Source organism: Pedobacter sp. T50_32 (genome assembly GCF_057652195.1).
In genome coordinates, this window is sequence record NZ_JBYFBY010000005.1 from 166,742 (window position 1) to 185,662 (window position 18,921).

Here is an 18,921-nt window from a genome sequence, read left to right on the forward strand (position 1 = left end):
TTGTGTATCGCATAGTAGGAGTGGGCGAGCAACTATTTAAGTATCCATCTCTTTACCAAGATAAACGCTGCGGCTATCAATCCTAGTACAATACTTATTTTTGCAATGATATCTCCGTAATTTACGTAGAAAGTAATTTCATCATTTAGGTTGATATCTGCTTTCATGGCTGTGCGTGTCCACCATTTGCTTTGCTGTACAAGATCTCCACGTTGGTTAATAAAACCTGAAATTCCCGTATTTGCAGAGCGCACTACATATCTTCTGGTTTCGATAGAACGTAGTTTAGCATACAACAAGTGTTGATCTTTTCCGGAAGTGTTACCCCACCAGCCATCGTTGGTAATTACTGCAATAAATTGTGCGCCTTGTTTAACTGAGCCGGCAACCCAATCTCCCCAAATAGATTCGTAGCAAATTACAGGAGCAACGCCAATACCACTGCGGGCATAAAAAACGCCAGGTTCTTCTTGCCAACCCCAGCTAGAAACGCTACCACCTAATTGGGCAAATACAGGTGCCAAGAAAGAAAACACTTTTGGAAAAGGCATTTTCTCTACTCCAGGTACTAATTTCGATTTATGATAAAATGCTACGCTTGCCGAATTTTCTACCTGCATGGCGGCATTGTAATTGTCGTAAAAACCACCATAAGGATTTTCCTTTGCAGATAATGTTCTTTTGTCATTATAAAATCTCCTGCTTTCAATTCCCGTAATTAAGGTGCCGTTTTTGTATTTAGCTAAAAACTGTTGAGCTTGCAAAAACTCTGAATTACTTCTAATCCTATCTTCATCCGCATAATTTGGAATGGCTGTTTCTGGCCAAATGAAATATTCGGTATTCGGTTGTGCTACAGAATCAGAAAGCTTAATTAAGATGCTTAATTGCTCATTTGCAGATGTATTGCCGTATTTTTCGTAAGGATCAATGTTTGGTTGAACCGTAACTACATTTACAGGAACACTTTTCTCTTCGTAATTTTTGTACTGGTAAATAGAAATCCCGATAGGTAAAAGAATAAGCAAAGCCCAAATGCCAGCTAATTTGTATTGCTTTTGAGATTTGACTTGCTGATAAGCTTCGAAAGCTAGAATGTTGCCCAGCAAAATCCACAATGAACCACCGTAAACGCCAGTAAATTCATACCATTGTACAATCTGGTGCATTCCTGCAAAACCATTACCCAAAGTCATCCAAGGGAAAGCCAAATCCCAAGTTTGGTGTAAATATTCCATGCTAATGTAAAAGCCAATTAGCCCTGCGTAAGCAATAATTTTGCTGGTATAAGTGCTTAATCGGTAGTACATCCAAAAGGCAGAGGTCATCAATAAAGCTCCTAAGCAGTAAGGAATAAGCGAAACCAATAATGAAATGATTGTACCAACGAAGCCTGTGTTAACTGCATTAATAGAGTTAAAAACCCAATAAATAGAAGCTGTATTCCAAACTAAGAAAGTTAAACCAGCAGTTAGGAATACTTTTTTGCCAGTCTTTTTATCCGAAGTGGTAGTAATTTGCTTTAGTGCAATTAGCAAAGGCACTAAGCCTACAAAAAGTAGAGGTGCAAGCCAATTGTGTGGCGGCCAAGCCAACCACATCGTAGAAGCACTGAGTAGCGCTAGGAGGTAATTTTTTTTTGTCATTTTGGGGTTTCGTCATTTCGGCAACTTTGTCATTCAGACAATAGGAGAAATCTAATACAGATTACTTGTTAATAGATTCTTCGCTAAGCTCAGAATGACAGAGTGCATTGACGATAAAGAGTTTACATACTATCTAAAATCGCAGCTTTTTTATGCTCGTACTCTTCACGAGTAATCAACTGCTTATCGTATAAAGTTTTTAGCTTAATCAGTTTTTGCTCAATTTCGTCCTCTTGGCTTACTTCTGCAACAGGTGCAATTTCTGGAATAATCACAGCCTCCTCAATTGGTAAATCAATTACTTGTGGTGTTGCAGGAACATTAAACGTAGATGCTGTTGCTCTGTTTTCTTCTAACTTTTGTTGTCTCAGCAATTCTTTGTACTCTTCCAATTGTTGGTTTGCCGCTTGGTGCAGTTTGCGAACCTGTGTTTTAGGTATGAAATCAGTAACTATGTTTTCTCCAGATTGCGGAACACAAATGAATTTAGAACCTAACAAGCCTTCCTTGAAAGAAACTTCTTTAATATTCTTCCAAGAAATATCCTTAAAATTCATGGTTAAACCTAAGTTGCTCGGCGAGCAATAGAAAATTCTTTTGTTGCTAATCGCAATACAGTCTGGCAACAAATTTACTGCAGGTTTTTTTTGTACCGCTAAATATAAAATTTCTTCACCGCTGGTTAATAAGTCGTTTAATTTTCCAGCTACTTTTTCTACGGCTTTCGGGTCTTGTTCGTCGGCCAAAAATCTATCTATGTTAATCATGGTTTTCTTTTATTCCGTATTTGTCTTTTTTCTTCGTGGCTTTGTCTTCAATTAAACCACCAACACAAATTACGAATTCTCCTTTTAAAATATTGTTTTCGAAATGTGATTTTACTTCTATAACTGTGCCACGAACATTTTCTTCGTACATTTTACTTAACTCTCTACTTACACAAACCTGCCTATCCTCCCCAAAAAAGGCTGCAAACTCCGTTAATGTTTTCAATAAACGGTGCGGACTTTCATAAAAAATCATTGTTCTTTCTTCCTCGGCCAGTTGCTTTAACCTCGTTTGTCTACCTTTCTTTACGGGCAAAAATCCTTCGAATACAAATTGATCGTTAGGTAAACCCGAGTTAACCAAAGCTGGCACAAAAGCAGTAGCGCCAGGTAGGCAGGTAATTTCAATTTCGTGTTTAATCGCTTCACGGACCAAGAAAAAACCTGGGTCGGAAATGGCGGGCGTACCTGCATCAGAAATTAAAGCAATGTTTTGGCCTTCCTTTAAAAACTTGATAATCTCTGCAGTTGCCTTGTGTTCGTTATGCTGATGATGGGCGAAAACGCGTTTATCAATACCAAAATGTTTCAACAAAGGCGCACTGGTACGTGTATCTTCTGCCAAAATCAAATCCACCTCTTTTAAAATACGGATAGCCCTAAAAGTCATGTCTTCTAAGTTACCAATAGGTGTGGGTACGATGTAAAGTTTACCATCCATAGATGTGAGATTTTAGATATGAGATTTGAGACGAAACGTGACGAGCTAAGGTTTTCATACCTTCAGCCTTTCCGCCTTTTACCTTTCACCTTTAAAAACTATCTTTGTCAAAAAATATAAATAATGCTGCAAGTTAACTATATCCGTGAAAATAGAGAGAAAGTTTTAGAGCGATTGAACGTTCGTAATTTTAAACAGGTAGAATTGGTAGATGAAATCATCGCTGTAGATGAAGAACGCCGCTCTACACAGTCCTCTTTGGATAATTTGCAAGCAGAAGCTAATAGTGCAGCCAAACAAATTGGCGAGTTGATGCGCAATGGCAAAAAAGAAGAAGCCGAAGCTATTAAAGCAAATACAGCATTTCACAAAGAGAAAATCAAGGAGCAAAATGAGCAATTAACGGCGCTAGAAGAAAAGCAACAATCTTTAATTGTGCAGTTGCCAAACTTGCCATATCATTTGGTAAAACCAGGCAGCACAGCTGATGACAATGAAGTTGTTTATACACACGGTGAGCCATCGGCTTTGCCAGAAAATGCTTTGCCACATTGGGAGCTAGCTGCGAAATATGATATCATCGATTTTGAATTAGGTGTGAAAATTACTGGCGCTGGCTTTCCTGTTTACAAAGGAAAAGGAGCGAGGTTACAACGTGCTTTAATCAATTTCTTTTTAGACCACGCTACTGCTGCTGGTTATAAAGAAATGCAGGTGCCACATTTGGTAAATGCTGCTTCGGGCTTTGGTACGGGGCAATTGCCAGATAAAGAAGGACAAATGTACCACGTTGGTGTAGATGATTTATATTTAATTCCAACGGCAGAAGTTCCTGTAACCAACTTATACCGCGATGTGATTTTGAAGGAAGAAGAGCTTCCGATTAAAAACACTGGTTATACACCTTGTTTCCGTAGAGAAGCTGGTTCTTATGGCGCCCACGTACGTGGTTTAAACCGTTTACACCAGTTTGATAAAGTAGAAGTTGTACAACTTACACATCCTGATAAGTCTTACGAAACTTTGGAAGACATGAGCCAATACGTACAATCTTTATTGAAAGAACTTGGTTTGCATTACCGTGTGTTACGTTTATGCGGTGGCGATATGAGCTTTGCGTCTGCAATGACTTATGACATGGAAACTTGGAGTGGGGCGCAACAACGTTGGTTAGAAGTTTCTTCTGTTTCTAATTTTGAGACTTTTCAAAGTAATCGTTTGAAATTGAGGTTTAAAGGCAAAGAGGGTAAAACGCAATTGGCACATACACTAAATGGAAGTGCGTTGGCATTACCTCGTATTGTAGCTTCAATCTTAGAAAATTATCAAACAGATAAAGGAATTAAAATTCCAGAAGTTTTGGTGAAATATACAGGTTTCGATATTATCGACTAATCGACTTTGAGGTAGATAATCATATCTACCGTCAATTGGTCTTTCAATGAAATAAGCCCCATCATCTTTTTGAGGGGCTTTATTTTGTAATCCCTCAACGAAATTTGATGCGAACTGCTGCAACGGTAAATCCCTTTTGATTTGCTGTAATTGAATTGAAGGGTGTCGGTACGTTTCTCGCCCGCAATGGTAATGTCAACAGTAGCTAAAGCCGTTCCGTTGTCATCCGTATAATTCTTAATAAAGTTAATTTGGGTTAAAGCAATGCTGATGTTTGGATGAATGCGATAATTCATCATGTTGCGATAATCTCTGTCCATCATAATACTGCCCGAACTAAAAGCAGTTACTTCGGCATCTAACTTCGCATTTTTAACACTCAAACTGTTTTTAGCAGCTAACGCTTTTACCGAATTACTACCTAATTTAAGTGATTTCTCATAAGTGAAAGTAAATTTATTCACGTTAGAATTGCCTTTAAGTAAGATGCTGCTTTCTGGAAGAATATTCAATTGATATTCTTGGGCATCAACTATTTTGATGAATAGAAAGAAGAAAATAGCAAGTAATTGATGGGGAAATGTGTTCATGATTTTTAAAGAGGAAACATTAAGGAATTAAGAAAAATTAAGACTTAATTAACCTTAACTTCTTAATGGTTGTTATTAAAAAAGCCGCTCCTTAAGAGATTAAAGAGCGGCTAACAAACTAAACTATTCAACTATTACTAACTTTCTTTTTAGAAACCTACACTAGCTTCAAACATTAAGCCTTTGAATTTACCTTCAGATAATAAGTTCGCAGCTGGGTAGTCATTATATTTTTGATTTACATATTCTGCTTTTAGTACCATGTTTTTGGTTACAAACCAACCAGCACTTGCTTGTACACGATTTACTTTTACGTCTTGAGCAATACCTGCAAGTTCTGCTTTCACAGTGTTGTAGCGTAAGCCTACAAATAGGTCTTCATTTTTGCAGAAACGGTAAATACCCTCTACAGCCATTTGACTAACATCTCTTTTGGTCGCTTCAGTAATTGCTTTACCTTTTGAAACTTCATACGTTCCGAATAGTTCCAATCCTTGATATTTGATGAATGGGTTAATCATAAATGCAGTTACTTGGCGACTAAATCCAGGACGAATACTGCCAGACCACGCTTGTGCTACTGCTGTAGAACCCACTGGTTCCATCACTAAATAATACCTAGAACCACCTCTGTCACCAGTGTACAAAGTATTGCTAGCTGCACCGTTATTATGGTATACCGAACCTGTTAAACGTACTCTCAAATCGTTGTTCAATTGTTTGTCGTAACCTAACTTTCCTATAAATGAAGGATTACGAGTGGGTGCTCTATTAATATTTCCTTGAATTTCGCCATTATGGATAGCAGCAACAGCTAGAAAGCCATCTTTTTGGAAATCAATTTCAGCACCAATTTCTGTAGTAAAGCCATCTAAAATGTAATTTCCTATAAATGGATTGTACAAAGAGTGGCCATTGTCAGTTCTGCGGAAGTGAGCATCACCGTAGTTCACCTCGTAGTGTCCAATTTTAACGGTTACATATTTAAATACTTCATCAAGCAAAGCTGAATTAATTGGCGAAGCGTCAATTTGAGCGAAACCTCCTTTTACCCAGGTTTCTTGGTGGTGACGGGCAGATAGGTAAGACACTAAATTCAACCTAATTCCTTTAGCTAATTGTGCATCGATATTTAAGTTAGCCGTAGCCAAATTAAAGCCACTACGTAAATTGTAAAGTTGGGCAGCTCCTGTAGAATTATTACGGTGTTTCAAAGCTTGAAATTGCTGTGTAAAGCCAGCACCAATTCTCACTTTCACATCGTCAAAAGGTACAGTATCGGTTTTAGGAGTTTCAAAAACGTTGATACCAGATTTATCGTAAGGTCTTAAGTTTTGGATTTTAGGCTGTTGGGCAAACGCAGTCCCCGCTACTGTAACAAAAACTGCGGCAAGTAAAAGTCTTTTCATTATTATTTTGTTTAGATGGTGAACAGATTAATCGTTTTTGAAAGATGCGTTGAACACAACCGTAATTTCATCTCCAGTTTTAATGGTGCCTAACAATGCTCTTGGAGGTGTAATTCCGAAAGTAGTCATCTTAAAAGTGGTACTTCCTTTAAAGGTGATGCCATTGGTAGTTAATGTAGCACTAACCGGAAAGCTGATTGGTTTTTGACTGTCGGCAATAGTTAAGTTCCCTTTGGCTACAAAATCGGCTTTGCCTGCGCTAGCTTTTAAATTGCTAATGTCGGTAAGTACAAAAGTCATTTTCGGAAACTTATCTGCATTTAAGGCTTTGTACGTATTCTTGTCCATGCCAGTTTCATAGTAATTACCATTTTCTTTAATGCTTCTCATTGATTTTACTACCAATTCTAAGTTAACAGCGGTAATATCTTTTAAAGTAAGAGCGTTTGCCGAGTAAGAAATGTTGCCATTAAATTGTTCGGTTTTACAGCGCCAGTCGTGCAGCGAAGAGGTGCCTTTAACAATAATAGTACTTTCTTTTAAGCTTAGTTTAGCGGTTTGTGCTTTGCCAGTAAGGGCAAAAAATGGAAGGACGGCTAAGACAATCCAAAGTGATTTTAAAGTCTTCATAGCATTTAATTTTTATACTATAAAGGTCTGCCTTATTGTGTGGCATGAGCGTGATAGCGCTCATTTCGTAAGTTGATGTAGCTTATAAACGAGCATGATTAAACGCACAAAAAAAGCCAGACAAATTTGCCTGGCTTCTAAAACTCGTATTAACTGATGTATCTTATAAAATAAGGATCAATAATAATATGATAATGATGATGGCACCAACAGATAAATAAACACCTCCACCTATAGCATTAGCCTTTTTCTTCATCTCCTTTAACTCTTTTCGCAATTCCTTTTTTTCAGCTCTACTAAGGTTAGACTTGTCCATGGCCTTAATTTCATCAACCCTAGATATAATTCTATTTAACTCAGCACGTTGTTCGGTGGTAAGTTCTGTTTTGGGTTTGTTGTCTGCTGCAACAGCAAAGTTTAGGTTAAAGGTTAATGTTACCAATAACATTAAAGGATAGATAATTTTTTTCATGTGTTTGAAATTTGTTTTTTAATGATGTTGAGGCAATGTAAATTAGCTCGACACCTATTAAACGCAAACTACAGATAATTGTTCTATCGCAAGCCTAAAGAACTTTAAAATTAAAGAATGATGATCAACAATAATAAAATGATGATGATCGCACCCAGAGAAAGCGTTACGTTTTGATTTAAGAAATCAGCACGTTTTTTTAGCTCTTTAACTTCTTTACGCAAAGCTTTTCTTTCTGCTTTACTAAGCGAAGATCTATCCATCGATTTAATTTCTTCAACACGTTTGGTAATGCTCGCTAATTCCGCTTTCTGTTCTGCAGTAAGTTCTGTTTTAGGATTATCGTTGTTAACCGATTTTGCATCAACCGTAGTAGATAGTGTAAAAACTAAAATTAAAGTGTAAAGTAATTTTTTCATTCGTGTAATTATTGTTGTTAGTAGTTACAAAACCTTCAAGGCTTCGCATCGCACTTTTTATAAATAAAAAAACCTATCAGCATATACGCTGATAGGTTCACAAAATTATTAAAATAAATTACTTAATCTCGAAAACAGTGTTCACGGTAAAGCTCAATTTGATCTTTTTAAAGTCAATTTCTGGAGCTTGCGATGCATCCATTGCCATTTCTGCCTTCATTGCATAGTTTCTATATTGAGGAACCATCATGCCGCCAGCGTTATCTCCCAAGTCTTGAATGTCTAAAACACTGCCCAATTTATCACCTAAAGCTTCTACCATATAAGTAGCTTTTTCTTTAGCAGCTAACAAAGCTTTAACTTTAAGTTCCTTTTTTAAGCTTTCAATTTTACTGTGGTCGTAGCCATCAATGTTGGTGCTTAAAATTCCTTTAGCATCAATGCCTTCTAAAATCAAGTTAAACTTGTTAAGGTCGCCCACTTTTAAACGGTATTGCTTACTAGCCAAAAAATCTGGGTCTTTCTTTTTTGTTGTGGTATAATTCCAGCTGCTTAAGTTGTTAATCGTTAAGTTCTCTTTAGCAATTCCTGCTTTTTGTACAGCGTTAAATAGCTGCGTCTCTAAAGTAGTAATGTCTACCTTTTTCTTACTGTTGCCATCTTTCAAATATTCCTTTAAAGAAATATTGATATAAATAATGTCTGGAGTAATTTCAGTTTCGGCAGTACCACTAACCGTAATTTTTTTTCTTAAATCCACTTGTTGTGCCAAAGCATTCAAACTAAATAAAGCTACTAGAGCTAATGCAAATAAACGTTTCATATCTTTCAATTTTTGTGTGTTTATAAATCAGATGTAAATATCCACACAAATCCATAAACAATTTTCATCCGTTAAGCTAAAACTGCGCCAAACATCAAATAATGAGTAGATTATTTTTTTATTTTTTGAAAAGCAATTTACTGCTACTAGAGAAAATCAGTCCCGCTTTCCGTTATTATCTTTTTGTTTAGGCATCCTGTTATTCCCAGGAAGGAAGAACCTATTTCTGACCTGCTTAAACGAACAGATCCTTCACTAGCGTTCAGAATGACAACAAGTAAAACAAAAAGTATAACCACTTCAATCGGGTTTACAAAAGAAAAAATAGTGCTATTCGGAAAGAGAAAGAACTTCTCTAAAATAAAGATCTGAAATAAATCCAATTTGGGCATCGCTCCGATAGCTATCGGATTTATTTCAGGATAAGGAGCTTATTTAACTGCAGAAACTCTAACGGCAGTTGGACCTTTTTGACCTTTCTCAACTTCGAAAGTAACTTTATCACCTTCTTTAATTTGAGTTTTTAAGCCATTAACGTGTACAAAAACACTTTCTTGCGTCTCTGTATTTCTAATGAAACCATAGCCTTTGCTATCGTTAAAGAATGTAACAACACCTTTTTTGATCGGATCTTCATCAATCAAATCTTCTTGGCGTGCAACACCAATTTGAATATCTTCCGTATTGATTACTTTTTTCTTTTTGTTGGGATCTGGTGGAGTAGAAGTAATGTTGCCATTCTCATCTACATAGGCCATCATGTCTTCTAAGCTCATGCTTTTCTTGTTAGCCTGACGCTCTTCACGTTTTTCTTGCTTATCGTTCCTCTTTTTTAATCTTTTTTTCTCGTTTTCTTTTTTGCTAAAAGTTGCTTGAGATTTAGCCATATTTTAATTAAATGTTTTTTTGTCTGCACGTTAATGCAGGGTGTGAATGGCAATATTGCCAGCGTACTAATAAAGGTATCGGGAAATTAATCTGGATACAGTAACCGAGCGAAATATTATGGGTGGTTATTTTTAAGATATGCAAAGATACAAAAATTGAAGCTAAATATCAATTCCTAAAATAATTGTATGTAAATAACTTGTCACGTTTAGTTGCTAAGCTTTTTGATAGGTTTAAGTTCTAACTTCCTAAATTCTACTTCACTACCTTCTGCTTGTAAAGCAATTTTTCCTTTAGTTGCTGTGCAATTATAACCATCGTTTACCAGTATGCCATTTACCCAAACTCTAACTTTATCCTTCAAACATTCTATCCTCATCGTATTCCATTCTCCCAAAGGTTTTTCCGAACCGTCTGTTAGGTTTTTAATACGCCTGCCATTTTTTTTGTCGATGCTCCATTCTGCCTTAGGGCCACGTCTCTCCTCCATATTGGGCACGGTGATATCTTCTTCTATACACCAAAAATCACCAGCATCTTGATGCTGCATTTGTACTTCTAAAGATTTTGGGAACATTTTATAGAGCACTCTAGGCGTAGAAGCATGCACCAATACACCACAGTTTCCAGGTTTCCCCGCAAAGCGATATTCAATGTCTAGTCTATAGTCTGCATAAATAGCATCGGTAATTAAATGACCACGGGGATCGCCCATGCTCACTAATTTTCCATCTCTCACTATAAAAGAAGCTGCGGTATCTGGGTTTTTATCCTTGCCAGGTACATCGGCATACCAGCCTGTTAAATCTTTTCCGTTAAATAAGCTAATGCTTTTTTGGGCGAAAGCTGTAAGGTTTAAACCAATTAAAACTAGAGAAGCAGAAAGGAATTTTTTGCTGAACATACGATTTGGTCTTTATCAAATGTAAGCAATTGCTTTAATTATTTTGCATTAAGCTTGCTTCGCAAGAATGCTGCTATTTCCGTCATTGCGATGAAGAATGACGAAGCAATCTACCATGGTGCTCTCCCTATGATAAAGATTGTTTCACTCTGGACTCAGCTCACGCTTCAGTTCGCAATGACGTAACGCCTAACGATATAGCAAAAACACCTCACAACTATTGCTGCGAGGTGTTTAATAATATTGTAGGTTAAATCTAAAATCGTAGTTCGTAAATCTAAAATCCCCTAGTCTTCTACACTCTCGTTGTTGATGCCAATTTCATCGTTTACTTCTTCCTTGAAATAGGTTTTTTGGAAGATTAAGATAGTAATTACGCCTACAGAAATTGCGGCATCTGCTAAGTTAAACACTGGTCTAAAGAATTCGAAAGGCTCGCCGCCCCAAACTGGAAACCAAGTAGGGAAGGTGCCTTTTACAATTGGGAAGTAGAGCATATCTACCACACGACCGTGGAACAAAGTCTCGTACTTATAAATCAGTCCGTAAAAAACAGAATCAATGATATTACCCAAAGCTCCGGCAAATATCAAGGCTACATTTAAAATTAAGCCACGATGATATTTACGTTGGATCATGTAGTGCAAAGCATAAGCAATTCCACCAACAGCTAATATCCTAAATAAAGACAAGGCTAACTTTCCAAATTCGCCGCCGAATTCCAAGCCAAACGCCATTCCATTATTCTCTGTAAAGTGGATAATGAACCAATCTCCTAGAATTTTGAACTCTTGACCTAAGTACATATTGGTTTTTACCCAAGTTTTTGAAACTTGGTCTGCCAATAGCACGAAGAATATTAAAAGTAAAGGTTTTGTATAGCCTTTCATTAACCTTGTTTCAATTTAGCTTCCATGCTTAGAGTAGCGTGAGGCACTGCACGTAAACGTTCTTTTTGGATTAATTTACCAGTTTCTCTGCAAATACCGTAAGTTTTATTCTCGATACGCACTAAAGCAGCTTCTAAGTTATCAATAAATTTCTTCTGACGGGCTGCCAACTGATTGATTTGCTCTTTTTCTAAAGTAGCAGAACCATCTTCTAAAGTTTTATAAGCACCAGAAGTATCTTCTGTACCGTTAGAATTTGGATTGCTCAATGATGAGGTAAGTGAGTGTAATTCTTCTCTAGAACTTCTCAATTTCTCTTGAATAAGCTCTTTAAATTCTTGTAATTCGCTGTCAGAGTAACGTGTTTTTTCAGTCTTTTCCATCTCTTAATTAATTTAGTGGTATGAAGCTATATATAGGTTTCATCTGATGTTAAACCAACATCGGCCCATATAGTTTATAATTTGGCAATCAAAATATCCAATTCAACATCTTCTATGATGATTTTGTTTCCGCTTATTACGCTTTCTGTTAACAAAATATCATTAGCTAAAATTTCGTTGCAAATGTAGTGCCTATTTTCAGCAACTGCGTCTGCAATTAAATTATGTTGTTGTAAACTTACCGTTATCCTATCGGTAACTTCAAAATTTAACTCTTTTCTCAGGTTTTGGATACGATTAATCAACTCTCGAGACAAACCTTCTTGTTTAAGTTCTGTCGTGATATTGATATCTAACGCTACCGTTAAGTTGCCCATGTTGGTTACTTGCCACCCTGGGATATCTTCGGCAATAATTTCTACATCAGATAAAACTATCGAGTAGCTAGTATCAGGTATTGAGAAACTGCCTTCCTTTTCAAATTGAGCAAGTTGTTCTTGGCTCATGTTATTGATAACTTCTGCTACCAATTTCATGTCTTTTCCAACTTTGGCACCCAAAGCTTTAAAGTTTGGTTTTACCTTTTTCTTAATAAAGCCCGCAGTATCTGTAATGTATGAAATTTCTTTAATGTTCGTTTCCGAAAGGATTAAATCCTTCACTAATTCTACCTTATTCTTAAAGTTATCATCCAAAATTGGGATTAACACTTTTGCCAAAGGTTGACGAACATTGATGCCCATTTTCTTACGAAGTGACAACACCATCGAAGAAATGTTTTGCGCCAATTCCATACGCTCGTTCAATTCATTGTCAACTAATGATTGGTCTGCATCTGGCAAAGTAGTTAAGTGCACTGACTCTGATTTAGCTTCAGCTGGCAATATCTCCGTTAGGTTTTGATATAACCAATCTGAAAAGAACGGTGCAACTGGAGACATCAGCTGTGCTATATTTACCAAACAAGTATACAAAGTTTCGTAAGCCGCTTTCTTGTCTGCGGTCATTTCGCCTTTCCAGAAACGACGACGAGATAAACGTATGTACCAGTTACTTAAATGCTCGTCAACAAAGTTTTGTATAGCCCTTGCCGCTTTGGTTGGCTCATAAGTATTGTAAGCTTCATCAACTTCGGCAATTAAGTTTTGTAATAACGATAAAATCCAACGGTCTAATTCGCTACGTTGCGCAACAGGCGTTTGTTTGTTCAAGTCAATCTCGAACTTATCAATATTAGCATATAATGCGAAGAACGAATAGGTGTTATACAAGGTTCCGAAGAACTTACGGCGTACTTCATCCAATCCTTCTAGGCTAAACTTTAAATTATCCCAAGGTGATGCATTTGAAATCATGTACCAACGGGTAGCGTCGGCACTATAAGTATCAATAGTAGTGAACGGGTCGACAGCGTTGCCTAAACGTTTAGACATTTTGTTGCCGTTTTTATCCAATACCAATCCGTTTGATACTACATTTTTAAACGCAATACCTGGATTGTTTACACGCTCGTTAATCGCTTTGATTTCATCACTGCTTTCACTTAACATTACCGCAATGGCATGTAAAGTGAAGAACCATCCGCGAGTTTGGTCAACACCTTCTGCAATAAAATCTGCAGGGTAAGCATTTTCAAATTCTTCCTTATTTTCAAAAGGGAAGTGCCATTGTGCGTAAGGCATGGCGCCACTGTCAAACCAAACGTCAATTAAGTCGGTTTCGCGGGTCATTTTTTCGCCTTTGGCTGATACTAAAATCACATCATCCACATAAGGACGGTGCATATCTTTTAGCTCGAAACCAGCTGGCATGAAACCCACTTCGATAGCTTTGGCAATTTCTGCGTTCAGCTCTGCGATAGAACCGATACATTTTTCCTCCAAACCATCGGCAGTGCGCCAAATTGGAAGTGGTGTACCCCAATAGCGAGAACGCGAAAGGTTCCAATCTACCAAGTTTTCTAACCAGTTGCCAAAACGACCAGTTCCAGTTGCTTCAGGTTTCCAGTTGATACCTTTGTTTAAATCAACCATTTTCTCCTTAACAACTGTGGTTTTGATGAACCAACTGTCTAAAGGATAGTAAAGTACTGGCTTGTCAGTTCTCCAACAGTGTGGGTAACTGTGTACATATTTTTCTACTTTAAAGGCTTTGTTCTCTTCTTTTAAACGGATAGCAATTTCTACATCTACCGATTTTTCTGGAGCTTCGCCTTCTGTGTAATATTCGTTTTTAACGTATTTGCCACCAAATTCGCCTAACGACGCGACGAACTTTCCTTGCAAATCAACCAGAGGAACAGCGTTGCCTTTATCATCTAAAATTAGCAAAGGTGGAACTTCTGGCGTAGCTAATTTTGCTACACGAGCATCATCAGCACCGAAAGTAGGAGCAGTGTGAACGATACCTGTACCGTCTTCTGTAGTTACGAAATCGCCACTAATTACACGGAAAGCATTCTCCGGATTTTGGTAAGGTAAGGCTAAAGGTAAAAGTTGCTCGTATTTGATATTTACCAAATCAGCACCCACAAATTGAGCTAAAATTTGGTAAGGGATTTTCTTGTCTTCGGCTTTGTAGTTGGCAAAAGCAGCCTCATCTTCCGCTAGGAAAAACTTGCCGCCAAATTGTTTGCCTACTAAAGGTTTTGCTAAAATTACGTTAGCTGGTTCAAAAGTGTACTGGTTAAAAGTTTTTACCAATACATAGTCGATTTTTGGACCAACAGTTAAAGCTGTGTTACTTGGTAAAGTCCAAGGCGTAGTCGTCCAAGCTAGGAAATTCACTTCTCCAAAACCTTGTAAAAACGAAGGTAAAGTTTCGTTAACAGCTTTAAATTGCGCTACAATCGTGGTATCGCTTACGTCGCGGTAAGTGCCTGGTTGGTTCAATTCGTGCGAACTTAAACCTGTGCCGGCAGCTGGCGAGTAAGGTTGGATGGTATAACCTTTGTATAAAAGCCCTTTGTTGTAGAATTGTTGTAAAATCCACCAAAGGGTTTCAATATATTCGTTTTCATAGGTTACGTAAGGGTTTTTCAAATCAACCCAGTAGCCCATTTTCTCGGTAAGGTCGTTCCAAACATCGGTATAACGCATTACCTCTTCCTTGCAAGCTGCGTTGTATTCATCTACCGAGATTTTCTTGCCGATATCTTCCTTAACAATGCCTAATTTTTTCTCTACCGCAAGTTCGATAGGTAAACCATGGGTGTCCCATCCGCCTTTGCGTTTAACTTGATATCCTTTTAGGGTTTTATAACGACAGAAAATATCTTTAATAGCACGAGCCATTACGTGGTGAATACCAGGCATTCCGTTTGCCGATGGCGGTCCCTCGTAAAAAGTAAAAGGTTTCGATTTTGGTCTGCTTTCAATACTTTTATCAAAGATATTTTGTGCTTTCCAAAATGCCAGTATTTCTTCTCCTATTTTAGCTAGTTCTAAAGTTTTAAATTCCCTATACATCAATCAAGTATCTCAAAAATTAAAGGTTGCAAAGTTAAGGTTTTAGAATGAATAATGGTAGTTTTACGGCTGAAATAGTTTTATGGGTAAATTTCTAAAAAGTGGGATTTTTTGCATGGCGGCGGCAGTTTTGCTAATGCCTGCTGCGTTGCTGCTAAGAGGAGTAAACGAAAATCTGACATTGGCTGTACTTATTTTATGCATGTTGTTAGAACTTATTGGGCTTGTCTTTGTTGTTTTAAGTATACTAAAGCGAAGAAAGGAAGCCAATAATTATGATAAAACATCTGAAGCTGACTAAAGCTATTGTAGCAATGGCTTTGGGAATTGTGGCACTCATTACTGCGAAAATCATGGAAGCCAACAGGGTAGATGGAAACCAAATTGTGTTGGGAATTGCTGGCGTTTTGTTTATCGCTAGTGCATTTATCTTCTTGTACCCCATACTATTTGCGAAAAAGGCAGATAAGGATGGTAAAAATGTTGAGCTGAAACCAGCAGCAAAAGAGCCCTTGGAAACTGAAACTTTAGCAAGCTAGGTTTTACTTCAATCTCTTACAAGTTTGGCTTATTAAAAGTTATCTGTTAAAGCATTCTTAAAAATCATTTTTTTTTTACTTTTGTTTGCAATGCACTATCACATTGTAGGTTACAATATTGTGCGTGTTATCTACCTTAATGCAAATGAGTAAAAACAAGAAAGTTAAATTGCCTAATACACAGGCGAATGAGAAGGCCGTTTCTAAGTCTTCTTACCAGGATTTCATGGTGCTGCTTTTTGTTGGCGCATTCCTATTTATAGATTTTTTGCCCTATTTCAAAAGCTTTGAAATCATTGCACCTCAGTTTCTGTATCTAACAATTCTCAACATATTTGTTAGTCTTTACATTTATTCAAACCCAATATTACACCAAGCCGCACTGGTGAATATTTTTAAGCGCAGTTATGTTTTTATAGCTCACATTGCTTTTATCCTTTTGTGTAGCGTTTCCATATTTTTTTCAAAAAATATTTCGTTGGGCGTTGTAAGTTTAGCCGAAATAATAGTCGCTTTTGCAATGGTAATTAACTTTACTGCACTATTTTATAATAGAATGCACTTAATTGTTAAAGTTGCATTTTTGGTTGGGTTGGGTGCTTTTTTACAGGCAGGTAAGGTGCTATATAACTTTAATATAGAAACAAATTTAAAACCAATTTACGAAGTTTTAAATTCTAACGTGATGAAAGGCAATGCTGGAAACATTAATATTCTTGCCGCTAGCTTGCTGTTTAAGATACCCTTTATTTACATTGGAATAACTAACTTTTACAATTGGAAAAAGTGGTTTCTTGCTTTGGCACTTATATTTGCTACAGTTGTCATTTTCTTAATCAGTGCAAGGGCTGCCTTACTGTCGTTGATTATAGTGAGTATAATTTTTGCAGTATTCCACACTAAGACTAGTAAGGTTAGAGGTAAAGCAGTATTGCAGCTTGCTTTTATCATATTGCCATTAGCTATTTCCTTTTTTGCGGCTAATCTTATTTTTAAGCAATCGCAGGCAGACCCGAGGTTTATTTCAACTGCGGCAAGGTTAAGTAATCTTAATGTAGAAGATGGATCTATTAATCGCCGCTTAATTTTTTATCGAATAGCTCTTGATCTCGCAAAGGAAAGCCCAGTCGTTGGCATTGGCTTAGGTAACTACAGGATAGAATCTATTCCGCTAGATCTGAGCACTAAGGGTACGGTGCCTCTACATGCACACAATGATTTTTTAGAACTGTTAGCTGAGACTGGCTTTTTAAATGGCTTGCTGTACTTTTCAATATTTGTGGTGCTGCTGCTCGTAAACCTCAAAAGATTGTTTAGGAGTAGTGATCCTTTAGTTAGTAAGATTTCGTTACTGGCGTTGCTTCTGCTAGTTGTTTATGGGGTAGATGCGCTATTTAACTTTCCATTTTATAGGCCGACCATGCAGGTATGCTTTTCTTTTTTGATGGCATTTACTTTTGTAAATATCGGTGATGTTGGGAAGGCGACTACATTGTTCGACAAAAAAATCTTGATCGGCTTGGTGGCTTTGTGTGCTTTGCCATTGTATTTTACTTATCATGTCTACAAGACTTCCAACCTAGAGTATCTAATTCAAACTGACAACATCAACTTTGAAAGTTCAGGTATTCTAAAAGGGGATGATGTAGTCGGTAGAAATCCTAAGTTTCCAAACGTTTTCCAATCATCTGAATCATTTGTAGAATATGCTGGAATTTACTATTTCAGGGAAAAAAAGTATGCAGAAGCCATCAAGTTGCTCGATAGTGCAAATCAAATAAATCCTTATTTAGGTCGCCCAGATTTCTACAAATATTTAATTGCTGCCGAACGCGGTTTGCCAGATAGTGCCTATTTTTACGCAAAATCCGCATTTTATAGAAGGCCAATGAATGATAATTTTTTTGAGGCAGCTACAATGCTTGCTACTGCACGTAGAGATACCGCAGAAATACTGAAAATGTATAAGACTTTTCCAAATATTCCTACTAAGCCTGCAAGTTGGTCGAAAGCCTTCTCATCCTTAAATGCAGCTGGCTATAGTAAAATTAATTTGGAGAAATTTAAGGAGCTAGCCTTGAAAAATTTTCCGACAGACACTACTGTTCGAAAGTCAATCAATCAGCTTGCCGTTACTGATTATATCGTGAAGGGGCAAAATCTTTATACTGCTGGTAAGTATTTGGAAGCTTTAAATAGCTATCAGCTAGGTTTGAAGTTAGATCCGACGAATATCTACGTTAATCAGAATATCGGGTTTTATTATTTTAACCTGAGTAAACCAAGCTTGGCTATCCCGTATTTTAAAACTGCTTTGGACCTGCCTGGACTGAACGGCGGTAAAACAGAGTTCTATTTGGGGCTATGTTATTTAAATGTTGGAGATAAAGAAAATGCTTGCAAATATTTTAAACTAGCGGGTAATTACCCAGATGCAGAGAAGCTTTTAGCTGCTAATTGTAGGTAGTTGAAATAATGCTTCATAAGGGTCGCCTTTTAATCCTAGTAACTTAGCAAAAGCGGGTTCGGTTTTATATCCTAGACGTTTAAGTTCGATGATTTTAAGACGAAAACCTTCTCCCTTTTCTTGCAAAATTTGATGTTCGATGAGCATGTGCCGATAGGCATTTTGGCTTCGCGTTGGCATATTTTGACCGAAAACCTCGATTTCTAATTCATCGATCTTAAAGCTACAGACCACACTTTCTTGATCGCTAATTTTAAGCTCTCGGATACAGAAATCCTTTTCTTGCTTAAATAGTTTTGTTAACGTTGTTGCAAACTCCTGCTTGTCTTTCCAACAACAAATAATGTCCAGATCGCTGGTTTCAATATCAATATTAATTGGAAAAGTACCTGTGAGAATGGGTTGGTATACATTTAGCTTCTCAAAAATCTGATGGGTAATGAGCGTTTGATAAGCTAGTTTTTGCCGCTCGTTACCTTCTTTTAAATATTCGATATTTAGAAAATCCATT

19 protein-coding genes are annotated in these 18,921 nt (G+C 37.1%); 4 read left to right on the forward strand and 15 right to left on the reverse strand.

Annotated elements, in window-relative coordinates; all coding sequences use genetic code 11:
• Positions 1 to 32: 32 nt before the first annotated feature.
• The 3 genes from lnt to rsmI form a co-directional block, all read right to left on the reverse strand.
• A complete protein-coding gene (gene lnt, locus AC23ME_RS15835; protein ID WP_487728752.1) occupies positions 33 to 1,646 on the reverse strand; it encodes an apolipoprotein N-acyltransferase in 1,614 nt (537 codons plus the stop codon).
• 122 nt (positions 1,647 to 1,768) lie between these two features.
• Positions 1,769 to 2,413 carry a PH domain-containing protein gene (locus AC23ME_RS15840; RefSeq protein WP_487728753.1) on the reverse strand — a complete coding sequence of 215 codons (645 nt, stop codon included), beginning with the start codon at positions 2,411 to 2,413 and terminating at the stop codon, positions 1,769 to 1,771.
• A complete protein-coding gene (gene rsmI / locus AC23ME_RS15845) occupies positions 2,406 to 3,134 on the reverse strand; it encodes a 16S rRNA (cytidine(1402)-2'-O)-methyltransferase (RefSeq protein WP_487728754.1) in 729 nt (242 codons plus the stop codon). Before rsmI ends, AC23ME_RS15840 begins: the two co-directional genes overlap by 8 nt.
• A gap of 123 nt (positions 3,135 to 3,257) precedes the next feature.
• Here rsmI and serS point away from each other — a divergent pair, with 123 nt between their 5' ends.
• Entirely contained in the window at positions 3,258 to 4,529 is a 1,272-nt protein-coding gene (gene serS, locus AC23ME_RS15850) for a serine--tRNA ligase (protein ID WP_487728755.1), read from the forward strand.
• Here serS and AC23ME_RS15855 read toward each other — a convergent pair.
• The 11 genes from AC23ME_RS15855 to ileS all read right to left on the reverse strand — a co-directional run bounded on the left by AC23ME_RS15855 (position 4,526) and on the right by ileS (position 15,404).
• Positions 4,526 to 5,119: a hypothetical protein gene (locus tag AC23ME_RS15855; RefSeq protein ID WP_487728756.1), complete on the reverse strand. Its 594-nt coding sequence runs from the start codon at positions 5,117 to 5,119 to the stop codon at positions 4,526 to 4,528. The two genes, serS and AC23ME_RS15855, sit on opposite strands and share 4 nt — an antisense overlap.
• A 149-nt stretch (positions 5,120 to 5,268) precedes the next feature.
• On the reverse strand, positions 5,269 to 6,528 hold the full coding sequence (locus AC23ME_RS15860; protein ID WP_487728757.1) for a hypothetical protein: 1,260 nt from the start codon (positions 6,526 to 6,528) through the stop codon (positions 5,269 to 5,271).
• A gap of 27 nt (positions 6,529 to 6,555) precedes the next feature.
• Positions 6,556 to 7,158, reverse strand: coding sequence for a YceI family protein (locus tag AC23ME_RS15865; protein ID WP_487728758.1), 603 nt, complete (start codon positions 7,156 to 7,158; stop codon positions 6,556 to 6,558).
• A 163-nt stretch (positions 7,159 to 7,321) separates the two neighbouring features.
• On the reverse strand, positions 7,322 to 7,630 hold the full coding sequence (locus tag AC23ME_RS15870) for a hypothetical protein (protein ID WP_487728759.1): 309 nt from the start codon (positions 7,628 to 7,630) through the stop codon (positions 7,322 to 7,324).
• 110 nt (positions 7,631 to 7,740) lie between these two features.
• Positions 7,741 to 8,049: a hypothetical protein gene (locus tag AC23ME_RS15875; protein ID WP_487728760.1), complete on the reverse strand. Its 309-nt coding sequence runs from the start codon at positions 8,047 to 8,049 to the stop codon at positions 7,741 to 7,743.
• Positions 8,050 to 8,167: 118 nt separating this feature from the next.
• Entirely contained in the window at positions 8,168 to 8,872 is a 705-nt protein-coding gene (locus tag AC23ME_RS15880) for an SIMPL domain-containing protein (RefSeq protein ID WP_487728761.1), read from the reverse strand.
• Between the two features lie 431 nt (positions 8,873 to 9,303).
• The gene (locus AC23ME_RS15885) at positions 9,304 to 9,759 is read right to left on the reverse strand and encodes a cold-shock protein (RefSeq protein WP_487728762.1); all 456 of its coding nucleotides are present in this window, start codon (positions 9,757 to 9,759) and stop codon (positions 9,304 to 9,306) included.
• Positions 9,760 to 9,968: 209 nt separating this feature from the next.
• Positions 9,969 to 10,664: a 3-keto-disaccharide hydrolase gene (locus tag AC23ME_RS15890; protein WP_487728763.1), complete on the reverse strand. Its 696-nt coding sequence runs from the start codon at positions 10,662 to 10,664 to the stop codon at positions 9,969 to 9,971.
• A gap of 287 nt (positions 10,665 to 10,951) precedes the next feature.
• A complete protein-coding gene (locus tag AC23ME_RS15895) occupies positions 10,952 to 11,554 on the reverse strand; it encodes a lipoprotein signal peptidase (RefSeq protein ID WP_487728764.1) in 603 nt (200 codons plus the stop codon).
• Positions 11,554 to 11,937 carry a TraR/DksA family transcriptional regulator gene (locus AC23ME_RS15900; RefSeq protein ID WP_487728765.1) on the reverse strand — a complete coding sequence of 128 codons (384 nt, stop codon included), beginning with the start codon at positions 11,935 to 11,937 and terminating at the stop codon, positions 11,554 to 11,556. Before AC23ME_RS15900 ends, AC23ME_RS15895 begins: the two co-directional genes overlap by 1 nt.
• Positions 11,938 to 12,011: 74 nt before the next feature.
• On the reverse strand, positions 12,012 to 15,404 hold the full coding sequence (gene ileS / locus AC23ME_RS15905) for an isoleucine--tRNA ligase (protein WP_487728766.1): 3,393 nt from the start codon (positions 15,402 to 15,404) through the stop codon (positions 12,012 to 12,014).
• An 82-nt stretch (positions 15,405 to 15,486) separates the two neighbouring features.
• Here ileS and AC23ME_RS15910 point away from each other — a divergent pair, with 82 nt between their 5' ends.
• The 3 genes from AC23ME_RS15910 to AC23ME_RS15920 all read left to right on the forward strand — a co-directional run bounded on the left by AC23ME_RS15910 (position 15,487) and on the right by AC23ME_RS15920 (position 18,410).
• Positions 15,487 to 15,705 (forward strand): hypothetical protein, encoded by a 219-nt coding sequence (locus tag AC23ME_RS15910; RefSeq protein WP_487728767.1) that lies wholly within the window; start codon positions 15,487 to 15,489, stop codon positions 15,703 to 15,705.
• Positions 15,680 to 15,943, forward strand: coding sequence for an isoleucyl-tRNA synthetase (locus AC23ME_RS15915; RefSeq protein ID WP_487728768.1), 264 nt, complete (start codon positions 15,680 to 15,682; stop codon positions 15,941 to 15,943). The genes AC23ME_RS15910 and AC23ME_RS15915 overlap by 26 nt, the downstream gene beginning before the upstream one ends.
• Before the next feature lie 145 nt (positions 15,944 to 16,088).
• Positions 16,089 to 18,410 carry an O-antigen ligase family protein gene (locus tag AC23ME_RS15920; protein ID WP_487728769.1) on the forward strand — a complete coding sequence of 774 codons (2,322 nt, stop codon included), beginning with the start codon at positions 16,089 to 16,091 and terminating at the stop codon, positions 18,408 to 18,410.
• Here AC23ME_RS15920 and AC23ME_RS15925 read toward each other — a convergent pair.
• Positions 18,390 to 18,920 (reverse strand): DUF4269 domain-containing protein, encoded by a 531-nt coding sequence (locus AC23ME_RS15925; protein ID WP_487728770.1) that lies wholly within the window; start codon positions 18,918 to 18,920, stop codon positions 18,390 to 18,392. The genes AC23ME_RS15920 and AC23ME_RS15925 overlap by 21 nt on opposite strands.
• Between the last annotated feature and the right edge of the window lies 1 nt (position 18,921).